Origin of the sequence: Microbacterium sp. CFBP9023 (assembly GCF_034045055.1) — a bacterium.
GTDB lineage: Bacteria > Actinomycetota > Actinomycetes > Actinomycetales > Microbacteriaceae > Microbacterium.
Genome location: NZ_JAXCWI010000003.1, coordinates 135655 through 149413 on the forward strand (window position 1 = coordinate 135655; position 13759 = coordinate 149413).

12 protein-coding genes are annotated in these 13759 nt (G+C 68.2%); 3 read left to right on the forward strand and 9 right to left on the reverse strand.

What is annotated here, in order from left to right; all coding sequences use genetic code 11:
• Nucleotides 1-8: 8 nt before the first annotated feature.
• Genes treZ through SOM10_RS15345 form a run of 4 tightly spaced genes read right to left on the reverse strand, consistent with a single transcriptional unit; the run spans nucleotide 9 to nucleotide 6599 of the window.
• Nucleotides 9-1766, reverse strand: coding sequence for a malto-oligosyltrehalose trehalohydrolase (gene treZ / locus SOM10_RS15330; RefSeq protein ID WP_320490903.1), 1758 nt, complete (start codon nucleotides 1764-1766; stop codon nucleotides 9-11).
• On the reverse strand, nucleotides 1763-4111 hold the full coding sequence (gene treY / locus SOM10_RS15335) for a malto-oligosyltrehalose synthase (protein ID WP_320490905.1): 2349 nt from the start codon (nucleotides 4109-4111) through the stop codon (nucleotides 1763-1765). The genes treZ and treY overlap by 4 nt, the downstream gene beginning before the upstream one ends.
• Nucleotides 4108-6318: a glycogen debranching protein GlgX gene (gene glgX / locus SOM10_RS15340; protein WP_320490907.1), complete on the reverse strand. Its 2211-nt coding sequence runs from the start codon at nucleotides 6316-6318 to the stop codon at nucleotides 4108-4110. The genes treY and glgX overlap by 4 nt, the downstream gene beginning before the upstream one ends.
• Nucleotides 6315-6599: a hypothetical protein gene (locus SOM10_RS15345; RefSeq protein ID WP_053098820.1), complete on the reverse strand. Its 285-nt coding sequence runs from the start codon at nucleotides 6597-6599 to the stop codon at nucleotides 6315-6317. Before SOM10_RS15345 ends, glgX begins: the two co-directional genes overlap by 4 nt.
• A 178-nt stretch (nucleotides 6600-6777) precedes the next feature.
• Between SOM10_RS15345 and thrC the strand changes: the two genes are divergently transcribed.
• Nucleotides 6778-8181 (forward strand): threonine synthase, encoded by a 1404-nt coding sequence (gene thrC, locus SOM10_RS15350; RefSeq protein WP_072592216.1) that lies wholly within the window; start codon nucleotides 6778-6780, stop codon nucleotides 8179-8181.
• 5 nt (nucleotides 8182-8186) lie between these two features.
• On the opposite strand, the gene SOM10_RS15355 is transcribed toward thrC, so the two are convergent.
• From SOM10_RS15355 to SOM10_RS15370, 4 genes are all read right to left on the reverse strand, one after another.
• Entirely contained in the window at nucleotides 8187-8597 is a 411-nt protein-coding gene (locus SOM10_RS15355; RefSeq protein ID WP_053098821.1) for a VOC family protein, read from the reverse strand.
• Nucleotides 8598-8691: 94 nt separating this feature from the next.
• Nucleotides 8692-8958: a thioredoxin family protein gene (locus SOM10_RS15360; RefSeq protein WP_320490911.1), complete on the reverse strand. Its 267-nt coding sequence runs from the start codon at nucleotides 8956-8958 to the stop codon at nucleotides 8692-8694.
• 62 nt (nucleotides 8959-9020) lie between these two features.
• Nucleotides 9021-9419: a DUF1801 domain-containing protein gene (locus tag SOM10_RS15365; RefSeq protein WP_320490913.1), complete on the reverse strand. Its 399-nt coding sequence runs from the start codon at nucleotides 9417-9419 to the stop codon at nucleotides 9021-9023.
• Between the two features lie 40 nt (nucleotides 9420-9459).
• Complete coding sequence (locus SOM10_RS15370) at nucleotides 9460-10470, reverse strand: FUSC family protein (RefSeq protein WP_053098824.1); 1011 nt, start codon at nucleotides 10468-10470, stop codon at nucleotides 9460-9462.
• Nucleotides 10471-10558: 88 nt separating this feature from the next.
• Between SOM10_RS15370 and SOM10_RS15375 the strand changes: the two genes are divergently transcribed.
• Together SOM10_RS15375 and SOM10_RS15380 are read left to right on the forward strand one after the other, a co-directional pair.
• Complete coding sequence (locus tag SOM10_RS15375) at nucleotides 10559-11902, forward strand: M20/M25/M40 family metallo-hydrolase (protein ID WP_053098825.1); 1344 nt, start codon at nucleotides 10559-10561, stop codon at nucleotides 11900-11902.
• Nucleotides 11903-11960: 58 nt separating this feature from the next.
• Entirely contained in the window at nucleotides 11961-13415 is a 1455-nt protein-coding gene (locus SOM10_RS15380) for an MFS transporter (RefSeq protein ID WP_320490915.1), read from the forward strand.
• A 31-nt stretch (nucleotides 13416-13446) separates the two neighbouring features.
• On the opposite strand, the gene SOM10_RS15385 is transcribed toward SOM10_RS15380, so the two are convergent.
• A complete protein-coding gene (locus tag SOM10_RS15385) occupies nucleotides 13447-13704 on the reverse strand; it encodes a hypothetical protein (RefSeq protein WP_320490917.1) in 258 nt (85 codons plus the stop codon).
• Between the last annotated feature and the right edge of the window lie 55 nt (nucleotides 13705-13759).

The following is a 13759-nucleotide window of genomic DNA, read 5'->3' on the forward strand; positions in this document are numbered from 1 at the left end:
AAAGGCGATCAGCGCGCAGGTGCGACGATCGCCGCGGACTCGGGTGCGAGCACGATGGTCCGCGCGATCGTCCGCACGGGCGCCGTCTCCAGCAGTATCCGCGAGTCGGGGGCGAGATCGAACTCCACCTCCTGCTCGGCGAGATTCACGAGCACCGACACCTCGCCTCGTTCGATCCGGTAGGCCCGGTTCTCCGGTGCGCCCTCCGTCTTCGACACGATGACGTGGTTGTGCGACATCTCGGGATCGGTCAACTCGGGCACCTCGCGCCGCAGGGCGATCAGGCGTCGATACAGATCGAAGATGCGGGCGTGCGATGCCGATGCGAGCTCGCTCCAGTCCAGCCGCGATCGCTCGAACGTAGCCGGGTCCTGTGGGTCGGGCACGGCGGCCGGGTCCCATCCCATGCGCGCGAACTCCGCGATCCGCCCCTCCGCGGTGGCTTTCGCGAGCTCCGGTTCCTTGTGCGACGTGAAGAACTGCCACGGGGTGGACGCAGCCCACTCCTCGCCCATGAACAGCATGGGGGTGCCCGGTGCGGTCAGGGTGAGAACCGCGGCGACGGCGAGTCGATCGGAGGAGAGCGAAGCGGCCAGCCGATCTCCCGCTGCACGGTTGCCGATCTGGTCGTGGTCCTGCGCGAATGTGACCAGTCGCCAGGCAGGGACGCTCGGCGGCAGCGGCGCGCCGTGCGTGCGCCCGCGGAACGACGAGTACGTCCCGTCGTGGAAGAACCCGGTCTGAGTGACCTTCGCCAACGCGTCCGGCGCGGCGAAGTCGGCGTAGTACCCGTCGGTCTCGCCGGTGAGCGCGACGTGCACCGCGTGATGCCAGTCGTCTGACCACTGCGCGGTGAGGCCGTTCCCTCCCTCCTCGTGGGAGAGGACCATGACCGGGTCGTTCAGATCCGACTCGGCGATCAGGCTCAGCGGGCGATCGACCTCGCGAGCGAGCGCATCTACGCGCTCGGACAGCTCGTGCAGGAGGTGCGGGGTGCTCTCGTCGTGCAGTGCGTGCACGGCGTCGAGCCGCAGCCCGTCGACGTGGAAGTCACGGAGCCACATCAGCGCGTTCTCGATGATGTACTCGCGCACGGCCGGCTCGTCGAGGTTCACCGAGTCGCCCCACGCCGTGTGCCGGCCCTCGCGCAGATACGGACCGAACTCGGGCAGGTAGTTGCCGCTGGGTCCGAGGTGGTTGTAGACGACGTCCTGGATCACCGCGATGCCGCGTGAGTGGGCGGCGTCGACGAACCGCTGGTATGCGGCGGGTCCGCCGTACCCCTCATGCACGGCGTACCAGAGCACGCCGTCGTAACCCCAGTTCCAGTCGCCGCTGAACGCGTTGACCGGGAGCAGCTCGACATGCGTGATGCCGAGTTCGACGAGGTGATCGAGATGCCCGATGAGCGCGTCGAGCGTGCCGTCCGGTGTGAATGTCCCGACGTGCAGCTCGTAGATCACGCCACCGTCGAGCGGCGCACCGCGCCAGTCCCCGTCGGTCCACTCGAAGCGGGCCGGATCGAAGAGAGCCGAGGGCCCGTGCACGCCCCGCGGCTGCCGCAGCGACCGCGGATCAGGGCGCAGGTCGTTGCTGTCGCCGAGGAGGAAGCCATAGCGCTCGCCCTCGGACATCGCCACATCGGTGCTCCACCATCCCGAACCGTCATCAGCCGACGTGAGGTCGTGCTCCGAGATCGTGGTGCACGCGGGTGTCAGACGACGCAGCCGCACGCTGTCGGCGCGGGGAGCCCAGACCGAGATCATCGCTCGTCCACCAGCAGCGCGACCGGATACGTGTCGAGCAGGTCGGCCAGCCGGACCGGACCGCGGCCGAAGCGGCGACCGGTGATCGCGTCCGTCGCCGGCAGTTCGCGGCGCAGCAGCACGGTGTCGCCCCATCCGCCGCGGCGCTCGAGTCCGACGGGCAGACGCGACGCCACCGCCAGCACACCGCCCCGGTCCATCGCGACCACATGATCCGACGCCTCACCGGCGACACCGCCCGGGCGATACCGGTAGAAGAGCTCGGGGTTGTCCCGGCGCAGACGCAACGCGCGCGACGTGACGAGCATCTTCGCGAGGCCCGAGTCGTCGATGGGAGGAAGGATGCCGCGAGAGACGTCGGCATCGAGTCGACCCAGCATCGCCGAACGCGCTGCGAAATCGACCGGCCGCCGGTTGTCGGGGTCGACGAGCGAGTGGTCCCACAGCTCGGTGCCCTGGTAGACGTCGGGCACACCGGGAGCTGCGAGCTGCAGGAGCTTCGCGGACAGCGAGTTGACTCGACCGGGGTCGACGATCTCGCCGACGAATCCCTCGAGGATCGGTCGAGCCCGCCCGTTCGCCGCCTCGGCGATCGCTTCGACGCCCTTCTCGAACTCGAGGTCCGGATGCTGCCATCCGGTCGACTCCGCAGCCTCGCGCGCGGCCTTCAGCCCGTAGGCGAGCAGGCGCTCCGACGAGATCGGCCATGCTCCGACCGCGGCCTGCCAGAGAAGGGAATCGAGTGGCCCGTGTCCTGTCGAGGCGACGGCACGGAGCTCGGCCAGCACCTGCGCCCAGCGGTCCGGAATCTCGGAGAGCACCGACAGACGCGCACGGACGTCCTCGGATCGCTTGGTGTCATGGGTCGACAGAGCGGTGAGCGAGTGCGGCCACGACGCGAGCCGCGCCTGCTGGGCGTCATGGAACTCGTCGACCGAGACGGAGGCGATCGAGGGATCGCCGCCGACCTCGGTGAGGGTGCCGAGGCGGGTGTGGCGGTAGAACGCGGTGTCCTCCACGCCCTTGGCCATCACCGCTCCCGTCACCTGCGGAAAGCGCTGCGAGACCTCGAGCGAGGTGTCGAGCAGCAGGGGCGTCAGCTCGGCGATCGATCCCGCGAGGTCGGGGCGGCGCCGTGCGGCGTCGTCGATCGCGTGCTGCAGATGCTCGCGTCCCGCCGGGAGGTAGGACCGGTAGACCGGGAAGCTCGCCACGATCTCGGCGAGCGCGTCCTCGGCGCCGACCACGCCGAACGGCAGAGCCCTGACGAGGCGTCGCACCTCGGACTGCAGGAGGTCGTCGGCGATCATCCGCTTCGTGGAGTGGATCAGGTCGGCCCAGGACTTCGCGGCCGGCAGACCGGTCTCGTCCCGCAGCCGCGAGTCGAGGAGGTCGAGGGCTGCGACTCCGTCGCCGTCGATCAGCACGCGGTCGATCTCGCCCATCGCGTCGTAGCCGGTCGTGCCGTCGGTGCGCCACCAGGACGGCAGCTGCTCACCCGGTTCGAGGATCTTCTCGACGACCGTGTACGCGCCGCCGGTGATGTCGGCGAGTCGCTCGAGGTACTCGCCGGGATCCGTCAGCCCGTCGGGATGGTCGACGCGGAGTCCGTCGGCCAGACCGTCGGTGATCCACCGGGCGATCTCGCGGTGCGACTCCTCGAAGACATCCGGGATCTCGACGCGGATGCCGGCGAGCTCGGACACGGCGAAGAACCGACGGTAGTCGAGGTCGGTGTTCTGGTCCTCCCAGAACCGCAGCTCGTAGTGCTGGGCGTCGAGGAGGGCAGGCAGATCGTCTGCGAGCTCTCCCGATCCCGGTGCCAGGGGAAGCACGTGGTCGAAGTACGACAGCGTTCCGTCGGGGGCATCGTCGGCCGGGGTCGTGTCGACGACGATCTCATCGGCTGACAGCACCTCCGCGAGCGACGACCCGAGGATCGGCAGTCGCACCCGTCCGTCGGACAGTCGCGGGTCGACGTCGAATGCCAGCGCATGGCGCGATGAGCGCCCGAGCCGCAGCAGATCCCACCACCAGAGGTTCGCGCGCGGGACGGCCACGCCGACGTGGTTCGGGACGATGTCGACGAGGACCCCGAGCCCCGCTGAGCGGGCCGCGGCGGAGAAGCGCTCGAGCCCCTCGGGGCCACCGCGGGCATCGTCGACCCGCGAATGATCGACGACGTCGTAGCCGTGGTCCGACCCCGGCACGGCCGCGAGCAGCGGTGAGAGGTACGCCCACGAGGCACCCAGCTCGGTGAGGTACTCCGTGATCGATGCCGCGTCGTCGAGCGTGAAACCCGCTCGGATCTGCAGACGATAGGTCGAGAGCGGGCGGTGGGTCATCGAGGCAGCTCCGGGGTCGGGGCGGGTGACGGAGCTTCGGCGCGCTCGGTCTGGATGCGCAGCGAGGCCTCGACGGAGTCGTCCGTCGGCACCTCGGTCTGATCGACTTCGCGCAGCACCAGCATCGAGTTGGCTTCGAGGGTCACCGGAGCGCCGGCGTCGATCGCGTCGCCTCCGGCACGGTCGCCGGCGGTGTCGACGGCGACCTCCCACGCACGCCCGTGGCGCTCGTCGGGGAGCACGGCGTCGATAGCCTCCGTCCCGCTGTGGAAGTAGACGAGGAAGTTGTGATCCGTCACCGGCTGTCCACGGCGGTCCTTCTCGCGGATGCCCTGTCCGTTCAAGAACATGCCGATCGCGAGACCGAATCCGGAATCCCAGTCCTCGGGCTCCATCCGGCGGCCGTCGGGTCGCAGCCAGACCACATCCGGCACTCGTTCGCCGTCCTCCGACCGCACCGGTCGGCCGTCGAAGAACCGGCTGCGGCGGAACGTCGGGTGCATGCGGCGCAGTCTCGCCACCGCTGCCGTGAACTCGACGAGAGGACGATCCGCCGCCTCCCAATCGACCCAGGTGAGCTCGTTGTCCTGCGCGTAACCGTTGTTGTTGCCGTCCTGGGTGCGACCGAGCTCGTCGCCGTGCGCGATCATCGGCACTCCCTGCGACAGCAGCAGTGTCGCGAGGAAGTTGCGCTGCTGTCGGGCGCGGACGCGGTTGATCGTCTCGTCGTCGGTGGGCCCCTCGACGCCGTTGTTGCTCGAGCGGTTGTGGGATTCGCCGTCGTTGTTGTCCTCGCCGTTGGCCTCGTTGTGCTTCTCGTTGTACGACACGAGGTCGCGCAGCGTGAAGCCGTCGTGAGCGGTGACGAAGTTGATCGACGCCACGGGACGCCGACCGGAGTGCTCGTACAGGTCGGCGGAACCGGTGAGACGCGATGCGAACTCGCCGAGCGCCTGCGGCTCACCGCGCCAGAAGTCGCGCACGGTGTCGCGGTACTTGCCGTTCCACTCCGTCCACTGCGGAGGGAAGTTGCCGACCTGGTATCCGCCGGGGCCCACATCCCACGGCTCGGCGATGAGCTTCACCTGCGAGACGATCGGATCCTGCTGCACCAGCTCGAAGAAGGCCGCGAGACGGTCGACGTCGTAGAACTCGCGCGCGAGAGTCGAGGCGAGATCGAAGCGGAAGCCGTCGACATGCATCTCCGTGACCCAGTACCGCAGCGAGTCCATGATCAGCTGCAGCGCGTGCGGGTTGCCGGCGTTGAGGCTGTTGCCCGTGCCCGTGTAGTCGGTGTAGTAGCGACGGTCCTCTTCGAGGCGGTAGTACGCCTCGTTGTCGATGCCCCGCATCGACAGCATCGGCCCCATGTGGTTGCCCTCGGCGGTGTGGTTGTAGACCACGTCGAGGATGACCTCGATCCCCGCCGAGTGCAGTGCGCGCACCATGGCCTTGAACTCCTGCACCTGCTGACCGTGCTGCCCGCTGGAGGAGTAGTCGTTGTGCGGCGCGAAGAAGGCGAGCGTGTTGTAGCCCCAGTAGTTCGTGAGGCCCTTTTCCTCGAGGGTCGAGTCGTAGACGAACTGATGCACCGGCATCAGCTCGATCGCGGTGACGCCGAGGTGCACCAGGTGCTCGATGACCGACGGGTGGCCGATGGCCGCATACGTGCCCCGCAGCTCCTCGGGGATGTCCGGGTGCAGCTGGGTCAGTCCCTTGACGTGCGCCTCGTAGATCACGCTCTGTGCGTAGGGGGTCTTGGGCAGTCGGTCGCCCGCCCACTCGAAGAACGGGTTCACGACGACGCCCTTGACCATCGTCGCGGCGGAGTCTTCATCGTTGCGGGAATCGGGGTCGCCGAAGTCGTAGCCGAACAGGGGCTGCCCCCAGTCGACCCGGCCGGCCACGGATTTCGCGTACGGGTCGAGGAGGAGCTTGTTCGGGTTGAATCGCTTTCCCTGCGCGGGGTCGTACGGTCCGTGCACGCGGTATCCGTAGAGCTGTCCGGGCTGCACGGAGGGCAGATAGCCGTGCCAGACGAACGCGTCGACCTCTTCGAGCGGGACGCGCTCCTCGCTGCCGTCGTCGTCGAACAGGCACAGTTCGACCTTCTCGGCGCCCTCGCTGAACAGGGCGAAGTTCGTGCCCTGGCCGTCGAAGGTCGCGCCGAGCGGGTAGGGGGAACCGGGCCAGACCTCGTGGCTCACTGAGCGCGCCGCTTCGAGACGGCGCGGTGCAGGACAGTCCTCACCGCGTCGTGGAAGTCATGCACCTGAGCGATCTCGTCGGCGTGCGGGTAAGGGTGGCCGACGTAGCAGACGAAGACAGGATGCACGTGCTCGACGTATCCGACGGGGCCGTCGTGCAGCACGACGTAGCGATCGAGGTCGACACGCTCGTAGAGGGGTTCGGCCGGCGTCGAGGCTGTCGTGGGAGCCTGGCCGTCCGCGGGCTTGTGGTCATGCGCGGTATGGGTCTTCGCAGTCATGAGGGCTCCTGTTCTGTTGATGGGGTCCACGCTAAGAGATACGAGTTCACAGCGGAACACCATTGCCTCCGCGCGATGAACGCGCTATGTCGTGAGACGCGCATCCTGATCGTGAAATCACCCCGCGCCCACCTGCGACAATGGAAGCCCCGTGCCGATCCCGAACCGAGGAGCTCCCGTGCAGTACATCTCCACCCGAGGCGGCATGCAGCCGCTGCCGTACTGTGAGACCCTGCTCGAGGGGCTCGCGCCCGACGGAGGACTGGCCGTCCCCGAGACGATGCCCACGGTCGACGGAGAGACGCTCGAGCGCTGGCGTGCCCTGACGTATCCGCAGCTCGCCACCGAGGTGCTCGGTCTCTTCGCCACGGACATCCCGCGGGCCGATCTCGCCCGCATGACGGAGGCCGCCTACGAGCCGTTCCCTGAAGAGGTCGTGCCCCTGCGGTCGATCGGCGACGATCTCACCCTGGTGGGTCTCTCCGAGGGGCCGACCCTCGCTTTCAAGGACATGGCCATGCAGTTCCTCGGGCAGGTCGTCGAGTACGCGCTCGAGCGCAAGGGCTCTGTCCTCAACATCCTCGGCGCGACCTCGGGAGACACCGGCTCGGCTGCCGAGCACGCTCTTCGCGGCAAGGACCGCATCTCGGTGTTCATGCTGTCCCCGAAGGGGCGCATGAGCGCGTTCCAGCGCGCGCAGATGTTCTCGCTCGACGATGACAACATCCACAACATCGTCGTCGACGGCGTGTTCGACGATTGCCAGAACCTCGTCAAGTCCCTCGCCGGCGACCTCGACTTCAAGCGCGCTCAGCACCTCGGTGCGGTCAACTCGATCAACCTCGCCCGCATCACCGCCCAGGTCGTCTACTACTTCTGGGCGTGGCTGCGTGCGACGGACGCCGGCGGATGGACCGAGGTGTCGTTCACGGTGCCGTCCGGAAACTTCGGCAACATCCTCTCGGGGTTCTTCGCGAAGGAGATGGGGCTGCCCATCCGTCGCCTCGTGCTCGCCGCCAACGAGAACAACGTCCTCGACGAGTTCTTCCGCACCGGCGTCTACCGGCCGCGGAGTGCGGCGCAGACGCTCGCCACCTCGAGCCCGTCGATGGACATCTCGAAGGCGTCGAACCTCGAGCGCTTCATCTTCGAACTCGTGGGTCGTGACGCGAGCCGCGTCGTGAAGGCCTGGCAGGAGCTCGACACCCAGGGTTTCTTCGATTTCACCTCCGATCTGGCGCGTTTCGTCGAGGAGTTCGGCATCGTCAGCGGCACCTCGACGCACGACGACAGGCTCGCGACGATCAGGTCCGTCTATGAGGCGACGGGGGACATCATCGACCCGCACACGGCCGACGGAGTCAAGGTCGCTCGCGAGAACGTCGAGCCCGGTGTGCCCATGCTCGTGCTCGAGACGGCGAAGCCGCAGAAGTTCGCCGAGACGATCCGCGAGGCGATCGGCGTCGAGCTCGAGTACTCCTCAGAGCTGCGCGCGATGCTCGACGCTCCGCAGCGCAGGACCGAGATGGCCGACGACGAGCACGAGCTCCGAGCGTTCATCGAGGCCGAAGCCCTGCGCTGAGCGACTCACTCGGGGTCGCCGTGCAGCATCCAGGGCACTCCGAAACGATCGACGAGCATTCCGAACGTGCCGCCCCACGGCGGGGTGTCGAGCGGCATGGTGATCGCCGCACCGTCGGACAGGGCGTCCCAGACCTGTTGCGTCTTCTCCTGCGAGTTGCCGCTGAGTGAGACCGAGAATCCCTGGGGCGGCTCGAACGGGATGCCGTCGGGGGTGTCTGAGGCCATGAGCACCAGGCCGTCCGGCGTCGTGAGCTGCGCATGCATCACGAGATCGTGCTGATCCGGGTTCTGGACCATGTCGGGGAACTCGCCGAACACGTTGATCTCGAGATCACCGCCGAGCACGCCCTGATAGAACTCCATCGCCTGTCGCGCCTCGGTGCGGAACGAGAGATAGGGATTGAGATTGGCCATGACTGCCCCCAGCCTTGTCAGGCGGGGCCGCCGTCGGTCCCGCTGCGGCTCATTCTGCGCCGGGGGTCGGACATCCGCAAGAGCGACGTCGCGCTCAGGCGGGGAGGGCCTTCACCGCCGCCGTGAGCACCTGAGGCACCGTCGGCACACCTTCGGCGCGGAACACTTCTGCGCCCGAATCATCGCGGATGATGACGGTCGGGGTGAAGCGGATGTCGAGCGCCTCCGCGGCATCCGGTTCTCTCGCGACGTCGATCTCGGTGACGATCGCGTCGGGGAGGTAGCGCACGGCGTCCTCCACGACCGAGCGGGTGCGCGAGCACGCTCCGCAGAACGCGGAGGTCACGAGCGTCAGTTCCATGGCTCTCCTCTCGGCTCTCGAGGTGCAACCGCGCACCGTCTCGCGGTGTTCCCGAGCCGCGATCAGAACGAGGTGCGCTTGACGAGGCCCCGGTTCGTGCGGATGTGCTCGTAGTCCCATTGCACGACCCGCGACTCCGACATCCAGACGGCGAGCCGGTCGGTGTCGATCTCCGAGGCGGAGGTGAATCTCTTCTCGGCGGCCTCGAAGGATCCTGAGGCGACGAGTCCGGGCTCTGCGAACGACTGGCCGCTCCAGAACATCAGTCGGACGGCATCCTTCAAGCGGTCGTATCCGACGATCGGATTGCCGTCGAGGAACCAGACCGGGTGCGCGTGCCAGACCTTGGCGGCGGCGTCGGGGAGTGCTCGGTCGATCTCGTCCGCGAGGAGGTCGCAGATCAGCCGATCCTCCGAGCTGAGCCTGCGGTGGTAGTCGGCGATCTCAGGCGCACGGGTCATGCTGCGAGTATGGCGCGTGCGACGGCAGACGTCGAGAGAGTCACACGGAAGACGTGGTCGCGCGCGGATGCAGCAAGCCGGAGATCGCACCCAGAGCAGCTCCGACGAGGGTGTCGACGATCCTCTCCCCGGCGACGTCCATCGAACCGATCTCGCCCGTCGCTGCGCCCGTCAGCAGAAGCACCAGAGGGGTGATGAAGACGAGCGCGAGAGCGTAGTGCCTGACGACGACGAGCTCGATCGTGAACTGCAGCGCGCCCAGCAGCAGAGCGAGCCACAGCCCCGACGGATGCAGCAGCGCGAGCAGCGCGTACACGCCGGCCCCGACCACGGTTCCGAGCATGCGATGGAGTCCGCGCTGGACGGCAGCGCGACGGGCGGCGGCCACGCCGATCACCGCCACCGCCGACCCCACGATCCAGTACGTCCGGGTGGGGTCGATCACCAGTCCCAGCAGGACGCCGATGACGGCGACGATCGCGACCCGGATCACGAGCATGCGCGAATCGGGGGTGAATGCGGGGCCCGGGAGCAGCTCGCTCAGCGGCCGAGCGGAGATCGAGCGCGCTCGAGGACGCAGAAGCGGCGCCATCGCGACCAGATAGGAGAACACGCAGCCGGCCGCGAGTGCCCCGAGGTAGGTCAGCGGTGCCAGGGGCGAGCTCGCCACGACGTGCGCCGACAGGCCGAAGACCAGCACGAAGAAGAGCGGTCCGGGCGGGCCGAGCCGGAACCCGAACGCCAGGGCAGCGCTGACGACCGCGACCACCACGACGCCGATGCTCACGAGCCAGGCGTTGGCGGAGACAGCCACTCCGAGAGCGGCGCTGACGATGAGGCCCGCGGCGACGAACGGCAGGATCCTCGCCCGATCGATCACCGGTGCCGTCCCGGCGAAGAGGACCGTGAACGCGCCCGAGGCCGCGACGTAGCCGAGCGACGCCTCGCCGAGCACGGTCATGACCGCTATCGGCACCGCGATGCCCAGCGCCGCTTGGGTGGCGAGATGCCAGCGCGGACCGCGCTTGGGCGCCAGGGCGAACAGGCTCATCCCTCCATTGTCTCGCGTCGCCGGCGCTGAGCAGGACGGACGTCGACCGGAGTGCGGCGAGCCGGCGGGAATTGTCCCCGGCGATACGATGGCCGACGTGACGGAACCTCGACCGGGAATCGCCGAACGGCTTTCGCAGATGATCCAGCTGCCGACCGTGTCGGCCGAGGTCGAGGAGCGCGGAACCGAGCCGTTCGAGTCGTTCGTCGCTCTGATCGCGCAGCTCTACCCGCTCGTCCACGAGCATCTCGCACTCGAACGGCACACCGATTTCGGGCTGCTCTTCCACTGGACGGGCAGGGACGCCGGCGCTGCGGGGCCGGTCGTGCTGATGGCGCATTATGACGTCGTCCCCGTCGACGAGAGCGACGCATGGACGCATCCCCCGTTCGAGGGCGTCATCGCCGACGGAGTCGTCTACGGTCGTGGTGCTCTCGATGACAAGGGTCCGCTGATCGTCGTGCTCGAGGCGGTCGAGAACCTGCTCGCCGACGGGTTCACCCCCGCACGGGACGTCTACCTGTCGTTCGGGGGCAATGAGGAGACCTTCGGTCGAGCAGCCGAGGAGATCGCCCGCGTCCTGCGCGATCGCGGCATCATCCCGTGGCTCGTGGTGGACGAGGGCGGCGCCGTCGTGGATGCGCCGCTGCCCTTCGTTCCGGGACGGGCGGCGATGATCGGCGTGGGGGAGAAGGGCGTCATGACGCTCACGCTCTCGGCGCGTGGTGAGGGCGGTCACGCCTCGGCACCGCCCGCTCTCACAGCGGTCCGGCGCGTGGCGAGGGCCGTCGATCGGCTTGGCCCCCGCACGTTCCGACCGCGTCCGTCGAAGGCGATCGGACGGATGCTGTCGCAGCTCGGAGCTCAGACTCCCGGTCCGGCAGGGCATCTGCTCAGGCTGCTCGGCTCGGCCCCGCCGGTCACCGGCCGGCTGTTCGCCGCGCTCGGCGGCGAGCCCGCAGCACTCGTGCGCACAACGGTGGCTCCGACCATGCAGTCGGGCGGCACTGCCGCGAACGTCCTGCCGTCGCAGGCCTCGGCGACGGTCAACCTGCGCATCGCGCTGGGTGAGACGACGCAGCAGACGGTGCTGCGGGTGCGTCGGCGCATCCGGGATCCGCTCATCACCGTATCCGTCGAGGAGGCGAGCGAGCCGTCGCCCGAGTCCGCGACCGACAACGCCCAGTTCACGCTGCTCGCCGACGCTCTCGCCGTCTCTCACCCGGGAGTCCCCGCGGTCCCGTACGTGATGATGGCGGCGACGGACTCCCGCCACTTCCACCGTTTCGCCCCCGCCGTCTACCGCTTCGCGCCGCTCGAGATGTCGAACGCACAGCGGGCGTCGATCCACGGCGTCGATGAGAACGTCGAGATCGTCGCGCTCGAGCGGGGGGAGCGGTTCCATCGGGCGCTCCTCGAGCGGCTAGGGTGATCTCACCCCTCCGCGGGCGCTTCGGTGCCCGATCCAGTCCTTTCACCGAGGAGCCGCGATGACGCGCACCCGAACTCTGGGAACCCTCGCCACCGTCGTCGGCTTCCTCGCCTTCGTCGAGTTCACCAGCGGCGTGCTGCAGGGCTACTACACGCCCATGCTCACGGACATCGCGCGGCACCTCGGCATCCACGACGCCGATGTCAACTGGCTCGAGGGCACGCAGCTCATGCTGTCGGCTCTGGTGGTGCCCGCTTTCGCGAAGCTCGGCGACATGGTCGGCCACAAGCGGATGCTGCTCATCTCGACGGCGCTCACCGCCGCGGCGGCGCTCGTCCTGCCCTTCACCGATTCGTTCCCCGTGTTCCTGATCGGCTGGACGCTGATGGGGTTCTACGTCGTCTGGCTGCCGCTCGAGATCGCGCTCATCTGGTCGCGCTCCCGTCGCATGGAGGGGCGTTCGTCGATCACGGCGAAGGCCGCGGGACTCCTCGTCGCGGCGCTCGAAGGCGGCGCGATCATCGGTGCACTCGTGGGTGGAGCCCTGATCGATGTCCTGCCCCTGACGGTGGTGCTGCTCATCCCCGCCGTGCTCATCGTCGTGTGCTTCTTCGTGATCCTGTTCGGGGTGAAGGAGTCTCCCGATCCGACCGGCGGTGTCTTCGACACTGTCGGCGTCGTGCTGATCTCGCTCGCCCTGATCTGCTTCACCGGGGGTCTCAGCCTGCTCCGTCTCGAGGGCGGACTCGTCAACCCCTGGTCCTGGGCCGTCGTCGTCCTCGGCATTCTGCTCGTCATCCCGTTCGTGCTCTGGGAACTGCGCTGCGACGACCCGCTCATCGACGTGCGCATGTTCCGCTCGCCGGCACTCGGCCCGGTCTTCCTCACCGCCGGCCTGTTCGGGGTGAGCGTGCTGGGTGCACAGGCGCCGCTGTCGACGTTCGCCCGCACCGACCCCGGTGTCTACGGCTACGGGCTCGGAACCACGGGTTTCGCGACGTCCCTGATCATCGGGCTCTACCTGATCGCGATGATCGCGGGAGCCCTGCTGTTCCCGCTCATCGCTCGTCTGCTGACTCCGCGGATCACCCTGATGGGCGCATCTCTGCTCGTCGGCATCGGCTTCCTGCTGTTCCTTCCGTTCCACGATTCGTACCTGCAGGTGGTGACCAACATGGTCATCGTCGGCCTCGGCTCGGGTGCTCTCGTGGCCGCCCTTCCCGCGGCTGCGGCGTCGGCGGCTCCGGCGACCCAGACGGGCGTCGCGACAGGCCTCACGAACTCGGTCAAGACCGTGGGCGGAGCGATCGCCTCGTGCATCTTCGGGATCGCGCTCCTCAACGGCGTGAGCGGGGCGGTCGAAGGCACTGCGGGATCATTCGCCGGGTACATCACCGTGTGGGTGGTCTGTGGCGTGACCGCGCTGATCGCCGCCGCGATCCTCGCCTTCGTTCCGAAAGAAGCCTTCACCGACCGCACGGATGCCGAGGCCGTCGCCGCACCCGTGGTCTGAGCTGCGGGCGGCCGGCTGCCGGTGTCAGTCGTCAGTCGCGGTCGAGGCCGAATGAGCGCTTCACGACGGCCTGCATGTCGCGGTCGAGTCCGTCGATCCGCGTGTTCACGGCATCGAAGCGGGCGTTCATCTCGCCCCGGAGTCCGCCGATCTGTGCGTTCATCTCCCCGCGCAGCGCGCCGATCTCGGTGCGCACCACGCGGATGAACAACGTCGAGACGACCGTGAGCATGCCGAACATGAGCGCGGTGAAGCACCCGATCATGGTCCAGATCTGAGCGTCGTTCATGAGGTGCACCGTGTCATCCTCGCATCGTTCCAGACGAGGAATCGGAAGAGGCGTC